We start from the raw sequence: 16,438 nt of genomic DNA, 5'->3' as shown, positions 1-16,438 counted from the left end.
TATTGAAGTAGAATTAATATTGCGTCAATGAAGGTTCATCGACGAATAAAGCGGAAAGAAGCTGGTCTTATATGGCGGAACCGATCAAGTCAAAAAGCAAGGACCCATACCAATCACCGTCTGAAGAAGGCGATTTGGAGTATCGAAACATTTTCGATGCCACCATTGATGGGGTGATTATTACGGATTTGGAAAGCGGTCTGGTGGTGGAGGCAAACCCTGCAGCCTGCGTCATGCACGGCTGCACACGGGAGGAATTCATCGGATTGCCGTTGACAACATTTATACACTCCGACAGCCAGCAGGTTTTCAGTGCGTATGTTCGCGCCTTCCAATCGGATGGCGCGTTCGATACGAGGGCACTCCACATACGCAGGGATGACTCAACTTTTTATGCGGCATGGCGCGGGACGGCCCTCACGCATCAAGGACGGTCATGTTTGCTGGGAATAGTTCGTGATGTCAGCGAACGGATCAAAGCGGAACAGAACCTTAGCCAGCGTGCGGAAACCCGTACTCACGAACAAGCCACATTGCTGGAGATATCACATACCCTGGCATCCACACTGGAGCTTCAACCGGGGTTGATTCTCGATCAATTACGAAAGATCATCAAGTACACACATGGCGGACTATTCGCATTAGGAGACTCTTCACTGATGGCCCTGGCGATGCGCGGAGCGCCGCAATTAGAGCAATCCACACCTATTCGTATTCAGTTGAATGCTCCTGAAGTTCTGGTTTCGTTATTCAATGGACATCAACCGATTCGCATCGCCGATATCTGGAGCGATGATCCAGCGGCGAAATTCCTGCACTCGCTTTTGGATGATGGGGCTGCTGTCTTGATCGAAGGGATGCAGTCATGGATGTGGGTGCCGCTGGCAGTGAAAGGCCGCATTATCGGCGGCATAGGCGTGGCGCATGAGAGGCGGAATTATTTTACGCCTCATCACGCCGACCTGGCTCTTAGTGTAGCCAACCAGGCTGCGATCACCATGATCAATGCAGAACTATATGGGCAGGCCCAGGCGCTCGCCGTATTGGAAGAACGACAACGTCTGGCGCGTAACCTGCACGATGCCGTAAACCAATCCCTTTTTTCCGCGGGTCTGATCGCTGAAGTCCTGCCGCGCTTATGGGAACGGGATCAAGCCGAGGCACGCCGCTCGCTCGAAGACCTGCGTCGCCTGACGCGCGGCGCACTGGCTGAGATGCGCGCACTTCTGGCTGAACTGCGTCCCTCCACATTGACCGATTCAGATCTGGGCGACCTGTTGCGTCAATTAGGGAATGCACTCTCGGGCCGTACCAATCTCTCGGCCTCTGTCACCGTAAAGGGGGAGTGCGTCCTTCCCGCTCAGGTACAGGTAGCCTTCTATCGCATATGTCAGGAAGCGCTCAATAACATTGCCAAACATGCCAAAGCCAGCCTGGTTGAGATTGATCTAAGTCAGAATGGAGCTGTGATCGAATTGCGCGTGCGCGATGATGGCCGGGGCTTTGACCCCAACAAAACCTTTTCAGGCCACTATGGCCTGGACATGATGCGCGAACGCGCCGAAGCCGCAGATGCAGTGCTGTCAATTACAAGCCAACCCGGTCAGGGTACTGAGCTTGCCCTCCGCTGGACAGAAACTGGAAATAAGGTGACCCTATGAAAACGCCCCCGTCCTCATCGCCATCCGAACCGATTCGCATCATGCTGGTCGATGACCACACCATGGTGCGTAGAGGGCTGGCAACATTTTTGAAAGTCTTCGATGATCTGGAACTGGTTGGCGAAGCCGAAAATGGGTCAGCCGCGATTCAACTGTGCGGTGAGACCCTGCCGGATGTGGTGCTCATGGATATGGTCATGCCGGATATGGATGGGGCAACTGCCACACGCGTCATCCGCCAGCAATTCCCTCAAGTACAGGTCATTGCGTTAACCAGTTTTAAAGAAGGGGAGCTTATCAAGAATGCCCTGGAAGCCGGGGCGATCGGATACTTACTCAAGGATGTTTCAGCCGATGAACTGGTTCGCGCCATCCGCTCTGCAAATGCCGGCCGCGCCACGCTCTCCCCTGAAGCTGCCCAGTCACTAGTTGAGACTGCTAATCTGCCGCCGCCTCCCGGCTTGGATCTGACGGAGCGCGAACGCGAAGTTCTAGCCTTGATGATCGAAGGGTTGAACAATACACAGATCGCCGCAAGGTTGACCGTTAGTCCATCCACTATAAAATCTCATGTCAGTAATATCCTGTCCAAGTTGGGTGTTGCCAGCCGCACCGAAGCGGTAACGCTTGCCTTGCGTTATCACATCGTTTCCTGATATTCCAAATCTCCCCCAAGTGGTGGATATGAATCTTCCCCGGCTGACGGATGCGGTTGAGGAGGGTTCGCTGTACGATGAGTTCAATCTCTGGTTCATCCCAGAGATTGATACTTGTTTACATAAATCCCCAACCATCTTGAAGGAGTATGATGATGAATAAGAAGTTAGGTAATACAACGGTTAGACTCGTGGCGGTTATTCAGATCCTGGCACTTACGCTGCTGGCCGCTTGCGGCTCTGGCCTCTCGGCCAACGCCTGCCATGCGACCGGCGACGCCGCGAACCCGTATGAAGAAGTTACTGTCAACACCACGGAATTGGTGGAGGAGCACCTTGGACACCCCAACGACATTTTCCCGGTTCCAGAGGGTGGTTGCCCTACAAGCCTGGTCGAGGTCGTTGATGGCAATGTCGCCATTTGCCATGCCACGGGCAGTGAAACCAACCCTTATGAAGAGATCACTGTCAGCGTTAACGGTTTGAATGGTCACGGCGGGCATGAAGGCGATATCATCCCGGTGCCGGAAGACGGTTGCCCAACAACCGTGACAGTCAGCGATGAGGTACTCACCGTTTGCCATGCCACCGGCGACGCGGTGACCCCGTACGAACCGCTGGTTTTTGACACCGTTGAATTATTGAATGGGCACCTTGCTGCTAATCCGAATGACTTCGCCCCGGTTCCATTAACCGGATGCCCATCAACTTTGCAGGTGGTCACTGATGGCAATGTCACGGTCTGTCATGCCACTGGCGATGCGACGACTCCGTATGAAGCGGTTTCTGTGAGTGTGAATGGACTGGATGGCCACGGCCTGCACGAAGGCGATGTCTTCCCGATTTCAGAGGAGGAAGGCTGCCCTGAAAGCCCAGTGGAAACCAGCAATGGGAAGATCACTATCTGCCATGCCACTTCCAGCAAAAAGAATCCTTATGTCATGATCACGATCAGCGTTAATGGCTTGAACGGTCACGATAAACATGAAGGCGATATCATCCCTGCGCCAGCCGGTGGTTGCCCAACAACTGCACCTTAGCTGTGTGCTTGATCTGAATCCAACTAATAACAAACTCACCTCGAATTAATTTTTTCGGGGTGAGTTTGTTTTAAGGGCCATTGGGACGATTACTGCGAAATACCTCCCCCAACTGGCGGAGACAAAAACTGTCCAGCCGATGGATGTGGTCAGCCAGTGAGCCCTTTAGAATGAAGAGTAAATAATGTATTGCCGTCCCATCCGTGCATTCCACTATTGTGATTCGGAAAACATTCTGCATGAACTTAACTTCGGAGATACAAAATGAATATGCGTGAAGAACCAGACGAAATTTCCAGACGCCCCTTTAACTCGACCACTGCTGTGGCCATAATCGTGATAATCATCGCCGCCGTGGCGCTCTTAATTGGTGCCCTTGTTTTTCTAAGCATCAATAGAAATAACGCAGTTGACCTGATAAGGGTACCGGGTGATTACGCGACGATCCAGGCTGCCATAGACGCCGCGAATCCCGGTCAAATTATCCTGGTGAGCGCCGGTGTGTATAACGAAAACCTGACCCTTAATAAGCCGGTAACACTGGTGGCTGAAACCTTCGACCCGATCAACCCCGCCAACAATCAAACGATCATTGATGGCGGAGGCGGAGCAACAACCATCCTCATCCCTCCTGATTTGACCCAGATGCCTGCCATTCGTGGCTTTGTCATCCGAAATAGCGTGGAGGGTATTCAAGCCTCATCCGAGTTCATTGCTGAATATAATTTTCTCCACTCGGCCACCAGCCTCGTCTCCTACCAAAAAGGTGGAGGTGGATTCAATCGTAACAATATATATTTCAACGCAAGCGGCAATGCCATCCGCCTGGTTGACGTTGACCGGCCTATTTTGATCGAGAATAACCGCATTATGTATAGCGGTGAAGCTGGGGTCGAGATCAGTTTGCAAAACACTAATATCCCGCCTGTCCTGATAGAGATTAATATTTGGAACAATATGATCCTCGGAAACAAGGAGGATGGTATTCAGGTGCTGGACTACGCAAACGATCCTCAGGATACCAATCGCCGCATCGTGATCATGGGCAACCTGATCGCCAATAACAAAAAGGCAGGCCTTGGCCTTATGCCCAACGCGAACACAGTGGAAGACTATTCCGGTGCAGATGTGATTGAAGCCATCCGAGTCTTTAACAATACGTTCTATGGAAACGATTACGGCATCTCCGGCGGAGACAACCTGGTGGCGTTCAACAATATCATTGTCAATTCGGCAAACATCGGAGTGTGGAGAGTACAGGGTCCGGCGGGAGCCAACTCAGTAGTGGCCTATACATTGTTCCATAATAACCGCCTCGACTCAGACCAGAGCACGATGGGTGCGGGCATCCTGACAGGGTTGGATCCGCTTTTCGTGGCCGCGCCAAACCCAGGTCCAGATGGAGCGTGGGAAACAGTGGATGATGATTTTAGCGGCCTGGTGCTCCAGTCTACATCCCCGGCCATCGACAAAGGCATCACACAATATGTTGCAACCAATGGGGAGCCTGTTCCGCCCAGCCCGATCACAGGATTTATAGGCGCTGCGCCTGACCTCGGATGGAGGGAATTTGGAGCTCCGATATTCCCGACACCGACACCGACGCCCATCGCTTCAGCCACGCCTCTAAACACTGCAACACCTGCGACGCTGACAGCTACACCTTCTGCAACATCTACTCTGCCCGTGTCGCCGACACCACTCACAGCATCGCCAACTATTACATCAACACTTACGCCAAGTACACCGGTTCCCTCCGGCACAGCTACTGTATCAGCGCAGGTGACGATAGAAAGCGTGACCCCAAATACCCCCGTGACGGCCAATACGACAGTGGTCCTGACAATTGACGGCTCTGGTTTTCAGAGTGGTGCGGTTGTGACCTTTGAAGGCGGCCTCGGGCTTCCTCAAGAGGTGGTTTCTGTACAAGTAGTTGGATCTGATACGATCCAGGTTACGGTAACTGCCAGAAATGATGGCTCATCCGGCGCACAGGTCTGGGATGTGCGCGTGACAAACCCAGATACTTCATCGGCGGTGCTGGTGGATGCGTTCACTGTAGTTCCTGCACCGTAGTGAAACTCTGCAGTACGAAGGTGAAACTTCAACGTTCGCCTCCCCCAACTGGCGGAGGCGAACACTCTCCGGCTGATGGATGCGGCTGGGAAGAGGTTACCCTATAATGAAAGAAGAAAGTGACTGCACACAATCAGCGTGATTTCCTCCCGAAATATTTCGGGAGAATCACGTGGCTTAAGTTGAGTAATAGTAAGTGAATAGAACGACCTGAAATCCCCTGCAAGGAAAAAAAGAAGGAGTATTTCCATGAATAGTACATATATTATTATCGCCGTTGTGCTGGTATTGGTGGTCATGGGCGTCATAATGGCGCCGAATTTTGCCCGCCGCAAACGTTCTGAGAAGTTGCATGATCAATTTGGCGCCGAGTATGATCACACTGTTCAAGCCCTGGGTGATGAGAAGAAAGCCCATACGGAGCTGGATGAACGGCAGAAGCATGTTAAGACTTTTAATATTCGCCCGCTTTCGATTAGCGAGCATGAGCGTTATCTGGCGGATTGGGCAGCGGTTCAATCCAAATTTGTCGACGAACCGCGCCAGGCAGTGGTGGATGCCGACGGCCTGATCATGGAAGTGATGCAGCTTCGCGGCTATCCGGTATCTGATTTTGAGCAGCGGGCGGCAGATATTTCGGTCAATTATCCTGCTCTGGTGAGTAACTATCGCGCCGCTCGAGAGATCGCAGTCAGAAATGAAAATCACCACGCAGGTACTGAAGATCTAAGACAGGCCATGATCCATTATCGGTCGCTGTTCGAGGAACTCCTCGGAACGGAAGCAATGGCCGTATAAGAGAAATAGAAGAGTTAAACAACGATCAAACAAAATTTGACACCTCCCCCAAATGGCGGAGACGAACACTCCCCAGCCGATGGATGCAGCTGGGGAGTGTTCATTCTATAATGATAAAGAATAAGAATAAGGAGCAAACAATGCCAAAAAAATCAAATTCCGGTATGGCAAACAAGTCAAATAAGGAGCATTCTCCAAAGAAAGACCGCACTCAGAATTCAGGTCCTGGAGCGCGGCCTGATAGTGCGGGCGGTCAACCAAAGAAGAATCATGAAAGCAGACCGAGTCCCGGCCATGGTAATGCGTTCGGCGACGTTGGAAAATCGGCTGGCAGCAGCGACAGTGCGTTCGACAACATTGGGAAGTTGGGTGGCGGCAAGAAATCAAAAGACGGGTGCCTCCCGAAGTTGTTTATGCTGCTCCTGCCGTTGATGGCTGTTGGAGCATATTTTCTCTTCAACTCATAAGATCACCGTAATCATAGAAACAAAAGGAATTATGCCATGTCAGTTGCAAAAGTAAGTGAAATCATTGTATCTTCCCCGACCAGTTTTGATGATGCAGTGAAAGTCGGCGTTGCGCGCGCTCAAAAGACGCTCCGCAATCTTAAGTCTGCTTGGGTTGATGGTCAGCAGATCAAGCTGGATGATAAGGGGCATATCACGGAATACCGGGTTCGGTTGAAGGTCACATTTATTATTGACGACTGATTGGGACATCTTCCATTCAGGCAGCCATACTTTCTATCCAGGAGAAGAATATGATTGACTTCATTATATGGATCATAGTCGGGGCAGTGATCGGCTGGGTGGCCAGCCTCATCATGAAGACCAACAGTCGGCAAGGTCTGATCGCCGATATTATCGTGGGCATCGTGGGTGCGTTCGTGGGAGGCTACTTCCTGAGCCCTCTGTTCAACGTCGAAACGATCAACGAAGGTAACTTTAGCATCCCCGCTCTCTTGGTATCGCTGGGAGGCGCTATCATTTTGCTGGCGATTTCCAAGTTATTTCGCAATGTGGCCGGGTTCCTGGTGATCGTGGTCATTGCGCTGCTGGTCTACATTTATTTCAATTGCTGGGCGATGGAATCGACATCGGCGTTTTGCACCACCATCAGAGCCTTGCCATTCCTGCAATAACCCTCCCCCAAGTGGCGGAGAAGAACACTCCCCATATGCAGGATGCATATGGGGAGTGTTCGCTGTAGGATGAGGGTACTATGACCCGCGTATATATAGCCGATGCAATACCTGATGAACGTTCCGCTCTGCGCCTGGTGCTGCTGGACCTGAAAATGGATGTAGTTGGCGAAGCTGCCGACTGGGCAACTACCCTGGCGCAAGCGCCAATCAATCGCATAGATATGTTGCTGATTGATTGGGACTTGCTCCCCACCAGCTCGCCTACTGATGCGCTGGGTGAACTCCGCAAAGCCTGCCCGGCTGCGCTGGTCATTATCCTCATCAGCCATTTGGATGCGCGTCAACAAGCTGCGCTTTCTGCCGGCGCCGATGCATTTATCAGTAAAGGCGAAACGCCCGAGCGTGTGGCTGAACGATTACGTGCCGTTGCCGCAAGCGTTAATACTCTCATACCGCCAAGTTGATTGAGAGTCTTGAAAACCGGCGCACTCAAAACTGTCTTGAGCGCTGGTGCAACCTGGGACAGTTTTTTCAAATGATCTGGAGGATCTAACTATGAACAAAGACATACTTGAAGGCAAATGGAAACAAATGCGGGGCGAGGCAAAAGCATGGTGGGGCAAACTCACCGATGATGACCTGGACCGAGCCGCAGGCAAGTTCGAAGCCCTTGCCGGCATTCTTCAGGAAAAATATGGCTATTCCCGTGAAAAAGCAGCCGATGAGATCGAAAAGCGCGTCACGGAATTTGAAGACGGCCTGAAAACAAAGACTCAACCCACCGCTGTTAAATAATCAAAGCAGCGTCGCAATGAAACACGGACAACCGTGTATTTGTAATATCCAAAAAGGAGAAGTAAAAAATGAACCTCATCATATACCTAATCGCCGGTGCGATTGTTGGCTATATTGCCAGCAGGATCATGCACACAAATTCACAGCAAGGCACGCTGATCGATATCGTGGTAGGTATCGTTGGCGCGTTCATCGCTGGTTATTTCATCAGCCCACTGCTGGGAGTTGGGACGATCAACGATGCCGTTACCATCCCGACCATGCTGGTAACGCTGGTCGGTTCCGTCATTTTGCTGTGGATCGTCAAAGCGGTCCGCCGCGGCTAATGGCAGCGATGCTGATGTAACGATCAGCATACGAATTGGACAGGCAGGGATGCGCGCATCCCTGCCTGTAAAAATTACTGCTAACACGAAGCATATTTGTGTTAGCGAGGATGAGCCCTATTTTTTGAATCAGGCCCATGCTTGGAAAGAAGCGTCAAAATGTCAAACGAAAATAGGGTATCAGCAGTTAGAACCTCACAAAACGAACCAGAACGAGAGCAGCGCATCTTCAGCTTTAAGGTGACTCAATTGATCTGGCTCATGCTTGGAGTCCTGGAAGCTTTGATCGCGCTTCGCATCGGCCTTAAGTTGATCGGGGCCAACCCCGAAAGCCCGATCGTAGCCCTGATCTATGGGTTTACCTACCTGTTCCTGTTCCCCTTTGAAGGATTGGTCAATTCACCCTCGGCTGGAAACATGGTGCTTGAGCTTTCTTCCATGTTTGCAATGCTGATCTATGGCCTGATGGGATGGGCGGTGGAAAGAACGGTCTGGTTGATCTTTTACCGTCCGCGCGGTCCAGTGGTGGCGGTTACTGAAACCAGCACCAGCGAGAGCCATACCAATCGTTAGTTCAAGGATGCCTGAATGGATAATTCCATCCACCCACAAGAATCGGACAAACAGCAGCCGAGCGGCTTATTAATCAGCCTGAAGATTTTTGATGGCATCTTGCATTGGCTGGCAAGTCTCATTCAGTTGACGGAAGAGGAACAAGAGGATGCTGGCATTTATCTTGGCCGCCCGGACAGCCGGTAAAAGTATGTCAGATACTGTGGGATTTGCGAATACAGTACATAAACCGTGGCCCGCGGTCATCATAAAGATCATAAAATGAATAAGGAGAAAAGAATATGATCAACGAGAATCAGGAAGATAAGCTCCCGACGAATAACATGCTGAGCGTTTTGCTTGGGATGTTGATCGGCGGACTGGCTGGCGCTGTGGCAATGCTCTTGCTGGCTCCGCAATCTGGAGAAGAGACCAGAATGCAGATCAGGGAAAGAGGCATCGAATTGCGTGACCGTACAACTGAGGTGGTGGAAGATACTTTGGCGCAGGTACGTTTAAAAGCGAACAAAGTCACTATCGGAGGACGCCAGAAGGCTGAAGAATTATTGCAACACGGCCAGGCACTGGTGGTTGAACAATTGGATCGTGTATCCGAAGCTGCACAAGCCGGGAAAAGGACAATCCAAAGCTCCTAGCCTGATAACGATCAGCGCTGGCATTCGTGAACCTGAAAGATCAAGGCAATGCGATAAGGCGTCATGATCTTTACAGACGGGAATTTTACATTCGGTATTTACTCTCCTTACGCAACGTCATGCTGGGCGAAGCAACATCCTGCCTGAAGGGTAAGCATCACTACGATTGAAAGTGTGGCTATTTGCGTAAGGCCAAATATTAACTCAAAGGAGAAATAAAATGAATATGGGTAATTTGAAATGGATCTTGCTCGGAGTCTTCCTCGTAATCACCGGTCTGAGCCTTCTTGGTGTGGGCCTTGGTGGAGCATTAAGCATCATTGCCGGAATCTGCGCGCTGATTGCCGGTATATTGTTCATAATCAACCGCTAGCCGCAGCAACTTTCAACGGCACAGCATCCCATTGGGGTGCTGTGCTATTTATTGGGTTTTGCCTCTGCCTCTTAAAAGGAGAATTCCTTGCTCGAGCTCATTATTCTGATCCTGATCGGGCAATGGCTTCTCAGTTTCTTCGGCAATTCAATTTTTCCCGGCATTCTGCACACAGGTGGTTTTATTTATATGCTAGCCGTCATTATTGTTGTTCTTATTACGATTAGATTCGTGTTGTAACCAAGGAGATAATCTCATGTTCCCAATCGGCGATGATAATTCCTCTCGTAGAACGGTTCCGCTGGTCACCTATGCGTTGATCGTTTTGAACGTCCTGTTTTTCCTCGTAGAGTTGAGCGGCGGTGAAGCTTTTATTGTGAAGTGGGCATTTGTTCCCAGCCGATTCCTTGCCAACCCTGCCGGTGATTTTCTGACACTCTTTACTTCCATGTTCATGCATGCCGGGTGGGTGCACCTGGGTGGCAACATGCTTTACTTGTGGATCTTTGGTGACAATGTGGAAGACCGTTTCGGGCATGGGAAATTCACGATCTTCTACCTGCTCTGCGGGCTTGGGGCAACGTTTGCGCAATTGATGTTCAGCATGGGGTCAAACATTCCGAATCTGGGTGCTTCCGGGGCAATTGCTGGCGTGCTTGGTGCTTACATTTTGATGTTCCCACAGGGCAGGATCAGAGTATTACAGGGCCAACAAGTTGTTCAAGTGCCGGCATTGATGGTCATTGGGCTGTGGATCGTTTTGCAGTTGTTTAGCGGCTTCGGTTCAATTACCAGTGCAGGGGATACGGGCGGTGTGGCTTACATGGCGCACATCGGCGGTTTTGTTGCCGGATTTATCCTGACATTTTTGTTTAGAGGAAATACGACACCGCGGTTGAGAAGCTGAATTGCAGCCAGTGTAAATCCTCATTATTAGTCCTCCCCCAAGTGGTGGAGAACAACACTCCCTGGACGATGGATGTAACCGGGGAGTGTTGCTGTGTATGATAAGTTGAAGATTGATGAATTAAAAGGAGTTCGACCATGAAGATAAGAAATGTTCTCGTTCTAAATGCTGGTTTGATATTGCTAATACTGACATCATGCAGCGCGTTACAGCCTGCGACGCCGATGCCCATACACCCAACGCCGACTGCTGTGGTAATACCTGTTACAGGTGTGCAATATCAATATGTTACCAACAAACTTTTGCTGCCTGCAACGCGGGCACAGACACAGACTTTCGCACTTAATGTAGATAACGATCCTCAACAAAATTCTGATAACAAGTTTGGAGAACTGCTCACTTTGTTGACCTCTGCCGCCCCGAACCTTGAATTGCAGCCAACCCTTGATCAGGCAGTGGATACCGGGCAACTGGTCTTGCTGCACATGGTGCAGGCCGATGACTTCTTGAACGACCCGAATGTATCGTGGTCTATATATTTGGGACAAAGGACCGCGGGAGCACCCAGCTTCGATGGTTCTGACAAATTCACACTCGATTCTGCAACGCCTCCCAACTCGCCGATCATTGGTTCGCTGACGAACGGCCGCTTTGTAGGCGGACCGGGCGCGGCGCATATCCGCATGCTCTTGCTGGGTCAGCAGGTGGAGGTGGATTTGATCGGAGTACGACTCGAAGCCGACTTCAGTGCGGGTGGATGTGTTGATGGCAAACTGGGTGGCGGTGTGACTGACGAAGAGTTTCGCGACAGGCTTCTTCCGTCGATTGCTGACGGACTCAATCAAATTATCGCAACAAGCAATACTGCGACCACCCGGCTCCTGCAGGCCTTCGACTCAGATAAAGACGGGCTAATTACCACCCAGGAACTTGAGAACAATCCTGTGTTGATGATTGCAGTCTCCCCCGACCTGGACCTGCTGGACTCATCCGGCAAATTCAATCCGGGCCAGGACGGAGTGAAAGACTCGTATTCAATGGGCTTGGGCTTTACTTGTGTCCCGGCTGCCTTTATTGCGCCAGAGGAAGCATTACTTCCGTAGAATCAGCTCATTTTGCTTCTGACAGTCTCCCCCAAGTGGCGGAGAACAACACACCCTGGCCGACGGATGTGGCTGGGGAGCGTTTGCTGTAGGATTGAGTTGTAGTAATAGATCGCTCAAAAAGGAGAACTCCCATGCTTACCTGGATCATCGTAATTCTGCTCATCCTATGGCTGCTCGGATATTTTGGCCCGAATGTCTTCTCTGGCATTCCGCGCTCGGGCAATGTCGTTCACGTTTTGCTTGTCATCGTGGTTGTTCTTGTCCTCTTGAATGTGCTGGGAATGGTTTAGTTTAGTGCTTTCATGCAACCATCAGGGGCGGTCAGACAGACTGCCTCTGTGTACACATACCAGAAAGGAGATTTCCAATGTTATACACTGTTGTAGTAGTTTTACTAGTACTGTTTTTGATTGGCTATTTGCGATAACGCTAAGGACCTAATCCTGGCAAATTGAAGGAGAATCCGTATGAAGAAGTGCAATGAAGTAATGACGAAAAACCCTGTTTGTTGTCTGCCAAATGACATGGTGGCTGAAGCGGCAGAGTTGATGAAGAGCGAGAACATTGGTTCGATACCTGTGATCGAGAATGAGCAGACCAAAAAATTGGTGGGCATCGTAACCGATCGTGATCTGGCTTTGAAGATCGTGGCCAAAGGGCTTGATGCCAAATCCACGAATGTGGAGGCGGTGATGACGCGCGATGTGGTGACCTGCCACGCTGAGGATAATCTGCAAAAGGCGTTGGACGCGATGGCTGAGCATCAACTGCGACGTATTCCCATCGTTGATGACGATCATAAGGTTGTAGGGATCATTGCCCAGGCAGATGTGGCCACGCGGGTCGATCAACCGGAAGAAACAGCCGAGTTGGTAAAGGAAATCTCGCAAGCCAACGGAAGATAAAATATTTTAGGTCCAAAGAACGAATGATAAATAAAGGAGATATGAAATGCATAACAAAAGATTGACCAAGTCCGAGTTCGTGGCCACCCTGGCCGAGAAAAGCGGCCTGGATATGAAGCAGACCAGGTCAGCTCTCAATACGATGAACGCCATGGTTGCCCAGCAGCTTGGGAAGCAAGGCCCGGGCGAAGTCCTCATCCCCGGCTTGCTTAAGCTGAATGTCGTTGCCAGGCCCGCTACAAAAGAGCATGAAGGTATTAATCCTTTCACCAAAGAGCCGATGACCTTTAAGGCAAAAGCGGCGCGCAAGGTGATAAAGGTGAGGCCTCTCAAATCGCTGAAGGATGCCATATAAGTTCCTGCCAGTTACCTCGGCGTTCTCGTCGGTGCAACTGGCAAGTTCTCATTTTGCTGGATTGGAAAAATTTATTATGAAAGCCATGCGTCATCGTAATCCGTATATTGCTGTAATCTGGGTATTGACCTTGGTATTACTAACCCTGACTGCGTGCAATGGAATGACAGTGACCCCGTCTACATTGGATGATGGATTGTTGTTGCCCATGTCGACGCAGGTAAGCGAACCCTGTGAAGCATGTGCCCAGGCTACCCTTGCAGTGGTGCTGACCCAAGAGAAGAGTAATGCTGATTTTCAGGCGGCAGCCACTGCCGAAATTTTGCGTGCCAATGCGCAGGCAACCTTGAATTCGGCCAATGCAACGTTGAGCGCAGCCCAAACCCAGCAGCAAAACAATACCAATGTGATTGCGGCCCAGATCGCAGCTACCGCTGAAATTGTGCGTGCCAATGCAGAGGCGACCTTGAATTCAGCCGGTTCAACGCAGATCGCCGCACAGACCCAGGCGCAGTACAACTTACTGGTCACAGAGTCGGTGAGAACACAGAGTGCGCTGGCCATGCTAACTCAGCAGAACAAGAACGATGTCGCTGCGGGCACCCAGACAGCCATTGCCAATAATATCGCCACACAAACTCAGGTCGCCGCTGCGACATCACAATGGTATGCAGACCAGGAACGCCAGCGCGATGAACAACGACAGGGACCAATCGCTTTCCTGTTGACATGGTTCCTTCCGGTCTTCTTTGTACTATTTGCGGGTTTGGTTGTTTGGGGATCCTGACGCTGGCTGAATATTCAGCAGGCCAACCAGCGCATCCTTGAAAATACTGTTGAAAAGTTGCAGGCACTCCCAATTGAATCGCCTCATCATCACCATGGCGGTTTGTTGCCATATATTGAAAGTGACGTTATTGATGATGGCTATCAGGTCACCACGCCGGATGATCAGGTGCATCAATGGCTTGATGAAGTTAAAGACGAACTGCTAAACAGTGATGAGAAGGATAAAGATGACAATACAGACAATTGATCCGCGCCATTTCGACCAGAAAGCCCGGCAGATCAGGGTTCAGGTGTCGACAGTTCTGACAAAATGGGGACTGATGCCAAGATTTAAACGCTGGCGATTAACACAGGATCCAGAGACGGGAATGGTCGTACTGTTTGGCATACTTAACAATAGATATATTGCCACGCATACATCGATCCCCTTCAGCAATTATTTCGATCCGCGCTTATTGCATGATCTCGCCAATGTATTGGAAGTGCAGGTAGTGTCCTGCAACAGCGATGGTCTCCGCTATGCCTTTATTTTGGATCGCGGCCAGCTTGGCAGCTTACCGACACATATAGATTTCCCCTTCATTGATAATGGCAAACTTTTGGTCAGGGTTGTTTACGATCATGCCCAACAACCCATCCCGGTTGCGCCTGTAGACGTCGCAATGATCGAGGATCACAAATTCGTACGCCAGGTTGCAGGGGCCTTCTTGAAGGTCTTTGACGATATTAAACTGAGAGACGATGCCGCCCTGCTGCTCTCCGCTCAAAACCCACCCGATATTGTGATCATCGATGAAGTCGAATTCAATAAACGGGTGGCGGAGCATGAAATCAACCGGCAGAAGGTTAAACGTATCAAGGACCTGTTTGATAAGCCTGTTGGATAATTTTAAAAACCATGCCGCACCCAGCCAGGAATAAATTCAACCCAATACTTTCATTCTAAAACAAGGAGAAAAAATGGGACACAAAGGTGTCAGTAAACGCAAACCCAAAAAATCCAAATCATTTTCCAATGACAACGTCAATACCTCTTCCAATATACGCCCGGGCGAGAGCCTGTTGGTGCAGTCACTTGTAAAAGACATTGGGTCCATTCCCAACAGAGGCGGTGCGAACCCGGCTGCTGGATCGAATAAAAAAAACAAAAAAGGAAAGTAGGCATAAGGAAAGTAGGCATTTTGGTATATCGTTCTATGGATTATGGAGGAAAAATGACTATGAAACTGTATTTGCTCTTTATCGCATTGGATTTGCTGACTTTGCTGGCGTATCCGATCTTATTTATGCATGGCAAATTGCGCCAATTTCCAAAAATCAAAGAAAATATCACGCCGACAAATTCCCTGGCTATTGCTTTAGCTGTACCCGGTGAATGACCAATTCGAAAAGTGTGAGCATACGAAAGAAGGATAATGATGCGTATTCAAGAGTTCCAATTTCCAAACCAGCAGGCGCTCTGTGTTTTCCCTGATAAACGTTCGGACCTGGCCCAAGCTGTCTCAGAATTGCGGTTGGAGGATGCTTACCCTGTCATTGTGCTGATTGGCGGTGATATTGAAAAGCAACACGCAGTTGTGACCCTCAAAGCCATCCAAACCATTGCCAGGGTCGCAGAAAACATCAACGCCCTGGTCATTTGCGGAGGAACAGATATGGGGATCATGGCTGAAATCGGCCAAGTGCGCTGGCGTAATGCCTACAACTTTCCTTTAGTTGGCATGGCGCCTGAAGAGCTGGTCACCTGGCCCGGTGGCCCGCGCAGCACAAAGTTTTTGTGGTGGGGAAAACAGCGTTGGCAATTAGAATCTCATCACTCGCATTTCATCCTTGTGCCCGGCAGCCAGTTTGGGGATGAGTCTTCATGGATCGTTGATGCTGCGACCATCCTGTCCAAGCGACATCGATCTGTGACGATCTTGATCAATGGCGGCGAGGTTTCGCGGAAAGATATCGAATTGAGTTTGGAGAATGGACGTCCGGTCATTGCATTGAGACGTACAGGGCGCCTGGCGGATGAATTGGCAAGACAGCCCAACCGACATAAATTAATTAGAGTTGTCCCAGCAGATTCTGAACAACAGATCGTTGAGGCGGTTCAATCGGCGCTTTTGGTTAATCAAAAGAGTGCATTAACCCCATCGTTAATCAATGCATCGTGATGCGCGTATTTGAAAATTGGGAGTTTAATTATTCTCTACCGCTAAGAGCGCGAAGCTCGCAAAGATTAAAAGATTTTTCTTAGCGCACTTTGCGGGCTTCGCGGTTCAAATGTCGGGTAGTAACATCTAAATTGCAG

The 16,438-nt window shown here is 50.2% G+C and carries 28 protein-coding genes; all 28 read left to right on the top strand.

What is annotated here, in order from left to right; all coding sequences use genetic code 11:
- Positions 1–71 precede the first annotated feature (71 nt).
- The 28 genes from AC14M5_RS03365 to AC14M5_RS03230 all read left to right on the top strand — a co-directional run bounded on the left by AC14M5_RS03365 (position 72) and on the right by AC14M5_RS03230 (position 16,301).
- Positions 72–1,661 (top strand): GAF domain-containing sensor histidine kinase, encoded by a 1,590-nt coding sequence (locus AC14M5_RS03365; protein WP_484028218.1) that lies wholly within the window; start codon positions 72–74, stop codon positions 1,659–1,661.
- Positions 1,658–2,317 (top strand): response regulator, encoded by a 660-nt coding sequence (locus AC14M5_RS03360; RefSeq protein ID WP_484028217.1) that lies wholly within the window; start codon positions 1,658–1,660, stop codon positions 2,315–2,317. The genes AC14M5_RS03365 and AC14M5_RS03360 overlap by 4 nt, the downstream gene beginning before the upstream one ends.
- 28 nt (positions 2,318–2,345) lie before the next feature.
- Complete coding sequence (locus AC14M5_RS03355) at positions 2,346–2,480, top strand: hypothetical protein (RefSeq protein ID WP_484028216.1); 135 nt, start codon at positions 2,346–2,348, stop codon at positions 2,478–2,480.
- Complete coding sequence (locus tag AC14M5_RS03350) at positions 2,473–3,357, top strand: hypothetical protein (protein ID WP_484028215.1); 885 nt, start codon at positions 2,473–2,475, stop codon at positions 3,355–3,357. The genes AC14M5_RS03355 and AC14M5_RS03350 overlap by 8 nt, the downstream gene beginning before the upstream one ends.
- Positions 3,358–3,621: 264 nt before the next feature.
- A complete protein-coding gene (locus AC14M5_RS03345) occupies positions 3,622–5,433 on the top strand; it encodes a hypothetical protein (RefSeq protein WP_484028214.1) in 1,812 nt (603 codons plus the stop codon).
- Between the two features lie 249 nt (positions 5,434–5,682).
- Complete coding sequence (locus tag AC14M5_RS03340; protein WP_484028213.1) at positions 5,683–6,231, top strand: hypothetical protein; 549 nt, start codon at positions 5,683–5,685, stop codon at positions 6,229–6,231.
- A gap of 140 nt (positions 6,232–6,371) precedes the next feature.
- On the top strand, positions 6,372–6,698 hold the full coding sequence (locus AC14M5_RS03335; protein ID WP_484028212.1) for a hypothetical protein: 327 nt from the start codon (positions 6,372–6,374) through the stop codon (positions 6,696–6,698).
- A gap of 36 nt (positions 6,699–6,734) precedes the next feature.
- Positions 6,735–6,941: a dodecin family protein gene (locus AC14M5_RS03330; protein ID WP_484028211.1), complete on the top strand. Its 207-nt coding sequence runs from the start codon at positions 6,735–6,737 to the stop codon at positions 6,939–6,941.
- Positions 6,942–6,991: 50 nt separating this feature from the next.
- Positions 6,992–7,372 carry a GlsB/YeaQ/YmgE family stress response membrane protein gene (locus AC14M5_RS03325; protein WP_484028210.1) on the top strand — a complete coding sequence of 127 codons (381 nt, stop codon included), beginning with the start codon at positions 6,992–6,994 and terminating at the stop codon, positions 7,370–7,372.
- An 80-nt stretch (positions 7,373–7,452) separates the two neighbouring features.
- Complete coding sequence (locus AC14M5_RS03320) at positions 7,453–7,839, top strand: response regulator (RefSeq protein WP_484028209.1); 387 nt, start codon at positions 7,453–7,455, stop codon at positions 7,837–7,839.
- Between the two features lie 91 nt (positions 7,840–7,930).
- Positions 7,931–8,170, top strand: coding sequence for a CsbD family protein (locus AC14M5_RS03315; RefSeq protein ID WP_484028208.1), 240 nt, complete (start codon positions 7,931–7,933; stop codon positions 8,168–8,170).
- Positions 8,171–8,238: 68 nt separating this feature from the next.
- Positions 8,239–8,496 carry a GlsB/YeaQ/YmgE family stress response membrane protein gene (locus AC14M5_RS03310; protein ID WP_484028207.1) on the top strand — a complete coding sequence of 86 codons (258 nt, stop codon included), beginning with the start codon at positions 8,239–8,241 and terminating at the stop codon, positions 8,494–8,496.
- A 159-nt stretch (positions 8,497–8,655) separates the two neighbouring features.
- Entirely contained in the window at positions 8,656–9,069 is a 414-nt protein-coding gene (locus AC14M5_RS03305; protein WP_484028206.1) for a hypothetical protein, read from the top strand.
- A gap of 15 nt (positions 9,070–9,084) precedes the next feature.
- On the top strand, positions 9,085–9,255 hold the full coding sequence (locus AC14M5_RS03300) for a hypothetical protein (RefSeq protein ID WP_484028205.1): 171 nt from the start codon (positions 9,085–9,087) through the stop codon (positions 9,253–9,255).
- 95 nt (positions 9,256–9,350) lie between these two features.
- Positions 9,351–9,704: a YtxH domain-containing protein gene (locus AC14M5_RS03295; protein WP_484028204.1), complete on the top strand. Its 354-nt coding sequence runs from the start codon at positions 9,351–9,353 to the stop codon at positions 9,702–9,704.
- 220 nt (positions 9,705–9,924) lie between these two features.
- Complete coding sequence (locus tag AC14M5_RS03290) at positions 9,925–10,077, top strand: hypothetical protein (RefSeq protein WP_484028203.1); 153 nt, start codon at positions 9,925–9,927, stop codon at positions 10,075–10,077.
- 87 nt (positions 10,078–10,164) lie between these two features.
- Positions 10,165–10,317 (top strand): lmo0937 family membrane protein, encoded by a 153-nt coding sequence (locus AC14M5_RS03285; RefSeq protein WP_484028202.1) that lies wholly within the window; start codon positions 10,165–10,167, stop codon positions 10,315–10,317.
- A 16-nt stretch (positions 10,318–10,333) separates the two neighbouring features.
- Positions 10,334–10,984 carry a rhomboid family intramembrane serine protease gene (locus AC14M5_RS03280; RefSeq protein WP_484028201.1) on the top strand — a complete coding sequence of 217 codons (651 nt, stop codon included), beginning with the start codon at positions 10,334–10,336 and terminating at the stop codon, positions 10,982–10,984.
- A 137-nt stretch (positions 10,985–11,121) separates the two neighbouring features.
- Positions 11,122–12,087, top strand: coding sequence for a hypothetical protein (locus AC14M5_RS03275; protein ID WP_484028200.1), 966 nt, complete (start codon positions 11,122–11,124; stop codon positions 12,085–12,087).
- 134 nt (positions 12,088–12,221) lie between these two features.
- Entirely contained in the window at positions 12,222–12,380 is a 159-nt protein-coding gene (locus AC14M5_RS03270; protein WP_484028199.1) for a lmo0937 family membrane protein, read from the top strand.
- Between the two features lie 177 nt (positions 12,381–12,557).
- Positions 12,558–12,995 carry a CBS domain-containing protein gene (locus AC14M5_RS03265; RefSeq protein ID WP_484028198.1) on the top strand — a complete coding sequence of 146 codons (438 nt, stop codon included), beginning with the start codon at positions 12,558–12,560 and terminating at the stop codon, positions 12,993–12,995.
- A 46-nt stretch (positions 12,996–13,041) separates the two neighbouring features.
- Positions 13,042–13,350, top strand: a complete 309-nt coding sequence (locus AC14M5_RS03260) for an HU family DNA-binding protein (protein ID WP_484028197.1) — start codon at positions 13,042–13,044, stop codon at positions 13,348–13,350.
- A gap of 76 nt (positions 13,351–13,426) precedes the next feature.
- Positions 13,427–14,137 (top strand): hypothetical protein, encoded by a 711-nt coding sequence (locus AC14M5_RS03255; protein WP_484028196.1) that lies wholly within the window; start codon positions 13,427–13,429, stop codon positions 14,135–14,137.
- A 57-nt stretch (positions 14,138–14,194) separates the two neighbouring features.
- The gene (locus AC14M5_RS03250; protein WP_484028195.1) at positions 14,195–14,386 is read left to right on the top strand and encodes a hypothetical protein; all 192 of its coding nucleotides are present in this window, start codon (positions 14,195–14,197) and stop codon (positions 14,384–14,386) included.
- Entirely contained in the window at positions 14,367–15,026 is a 660-nt protein-coding gene (locus AC14M5_RS03245; protein WP_484028194.1) for a hypothetical protein, read from the top strand. Before AC14M5_RS03250 ends, AC14M5_RS03245 begins: the two co-directional genes overlap by 20 nt.
- A 73-nt stretch (positions 15,027–15,099) precedes the next feature.
- Positions 15,100–15,300, top strand: coding sequence for a hypothetical protein (locus AC14M5_RS03240; protein ID WP_484028193.1), 201 nt, complete (start codon positions 15,100–15,102; stop codon positions 15,298–15,300).
- A 53-nt stretch (positions 15,301–15,353) separates the two neighbouring features.
- On the top strand, positions 15,354–15,518 hold the full coding sequence (locus AC14M5_RS03235) for a hypothetical protein (protein ID WP_484028192.1): 165 nt from the start codon (positions 15,354–15,356) through the stop codon (positions 15,516–15,518).
- A gap of 36 nt (positions 15,519–15,554) precedes the next feature.
- Positions 15,555–16,301, top strand: a complete 747-nt coding sequence (locus AC14M5_RS03230) for a hypothetical protein (RefSeq protein ID WP_484028191.1) — start codon at positions 15,555–15,557, stop codon at positions 16,299–16,301.
- Positions 16,302–16,438 lie beyond the last annotated feature (137 nt).

The sequence above is a fragment of the Candidatus Villigracilis sp. genome (assembly GCF_057083605.1).
This window is presented reverse-complemented; position numbering and strand designations above follow the sequence as displayed.

Bases quoted from the DNA above. Each gene is read 5' to 3' on its own strand.
- AC14M5_RS03320 (WP_484028209.1), top strand. From the start codon at position 7,453: ATGACCCGCGTATATATAGCCGATGCAATACCTGATGAACGTTCCGCT.
- AC14M5_RS03355 (WP_484028216.1), top strand. From the start codon at position 2,346: ATGAATCTTCCCCGGCTGACGGATGCGGTTGAGGAGGGTTCGCTGTAC.
- AC14M5_RS03315 (WP_484028208.1), top strand. From the start codon at position 7,931: ATGAACAAAGACATACTTGAAGGCAAATGGAAACAAATGCGGGGCGAG.
- AC14M5_RS03260 (WP_484028197.1), top strand. From the start codon at position 13,042: ATGCATAACAAAAGATTGACCAAGTCCGAGTTCGTGGCCACCCTGGCC.
- AC14M5_RS03325 (WP_484028210.1), top strand. From the start codon at position 6,992: ATGATTGACTTCATTATATGGATCATAGTCGGGGCAGTGATCGGCTGG.
- AC14M5_RS03295 (WP_484028204.1), top strand. From the start codon at position 9,351: ATGATCAACGAGAATCAGGAAGATAAGCTCCCGACGAATAACATGCTG.
- AC14M5_RS03245 (WP_484028194.1), top strand. From the start codon at position 14,367: ATGACAATACAGACAATTGATCCGCGCCATTTCGACCAGAAAGCCCGG.
- AC14M5_RS03345 (WP_484028214.1), top strand. From the start codon at position 3,622: ATGAATATGCGTGAAGAACCAGACGAAATTTCCAGACGCCCCTTTAAC.
- AC14M5_RS03300 (WP_484028205.1), top strand. From the start codon at position 9,085: ATGGATAATTCCATCCACCCACAAGAATCGGACAAACAGCAGCCGAGC.
- AC14M5_RS03230 (WP_484028191.1), top strand. From the start codon at position 15,555: ATGATGCGTATTCAAGAGTTCCAATTTCCAAACCAGCAGGCGCTCTGT.
- AC14M5_RS03330 (WP_484028211.1), top strand. From the start codon at position 6,735: ATGTCAGTTGCAAAAGTAAGTGAAATCATTGTATCTTCCCCGACCAGT.
- AC14M5_RS03270 (WP_484028199.1), top strand. From the start codon at position 12,222: ATGCTTACCTGGATCATCGTAATTCTGCTCATCCTATGGCTGCTCGGA.
- AC14M5_RS03290 (WP_484028203.1), top strand. From the start codon at position 9,925: ATGAATATGGGTAATTTGAAATGGATCTTGCTCGGAGTCTTCCTCGTA.
- AC14M5_RS03335 (WP_484028212.1), top strand. From the start codon at position 6,372: ATGCCAAAAAAATCAAATTCCGGTATGGCAAACAAGTCAAATAAGGAG.
- AC14M5_RS03255 (WP_484028196.1), top strand. From the start codon at position 13,427: ATGAAAGCCATGCGTCATCGTAATCCGTATATTGCTGTAATCTGGGTA.
- AC14M5_RS03340 (WP_484028213.1), top strand. From the start codon at position 5,683: ATGAATAGTACATATATTATTATCGCCGTTGTGCTGGTATTGGTGGTC.
- AC14M5_RS03240 (WP_484028193.1), top strand. From the start codon at position 15,100: ATGGGACACAAAGGTGTCAGTAAACGCAAACCCAAAAAATCCAAATCA.
- AC14M5_RS03235 (WP_484028192.1), top strand. From the start codon at position 15,354: ATGACTATGAAACTGTATTTGCTCTTTATCGCATTGGATTTGCTGACT.
- AC14M5_RS03360 (WP_484028217.1), top strand. From the start codon at position 1,658: ATGAAAACGCCCCCGTCCTCATCGCCATCCGAACCGATTCGCATCATG.
- AC14M5_RS03305 (WP_484028206.1), top strand. From the start codon at position 8,656: ATGTCAAACGAAAATAGGGTATCAGCAGTTAGAACCTCACAAAACGAA.
- AC14M5_RS03310 (WP_484028207.1), top strand. From the start codon at position 8,239: ATGAACCTCATCATATACCTAATCGCCGGTGCGATTGTTGGCTATATT.
- AC14M5_RS03280 (WP_484028201.1), top strand. From the start codon at position 10,334: ATGTTCCCAATCGGCGATGATAATTCCTCTCGTAGAACGGTTCCGCTG.
- AC14M5_RS03350 (WP_484028215.1), top strand. From the start codon at position 2,473: ATGAATAAGAAGTTAGGTAATACAACGGTTAGACTCGTGGCGGTTATT.
- AC14M5_RS03275 (WP_484028200.1), top strand. From the start codon at position 11,122: ATGAAGATAAGAAATGTTCTCGTTCTAAATGCTGGTTTGATATTGCTA.
- AC14M5_RS03365 (WP_484028218.1), top strand. From the start codon at position 72: ATGGCGGAACCGATCAAGTCAAAAAGCAAGGACCCATACCAATCACCG.
- AC14M5_RS03265 (WP_484028198.1), top strand. From the start codon at position 12,558: ATGAAGAAGTGCAATGAAGTAATGACGAAAAACCCTGTTTGTTGTCTG.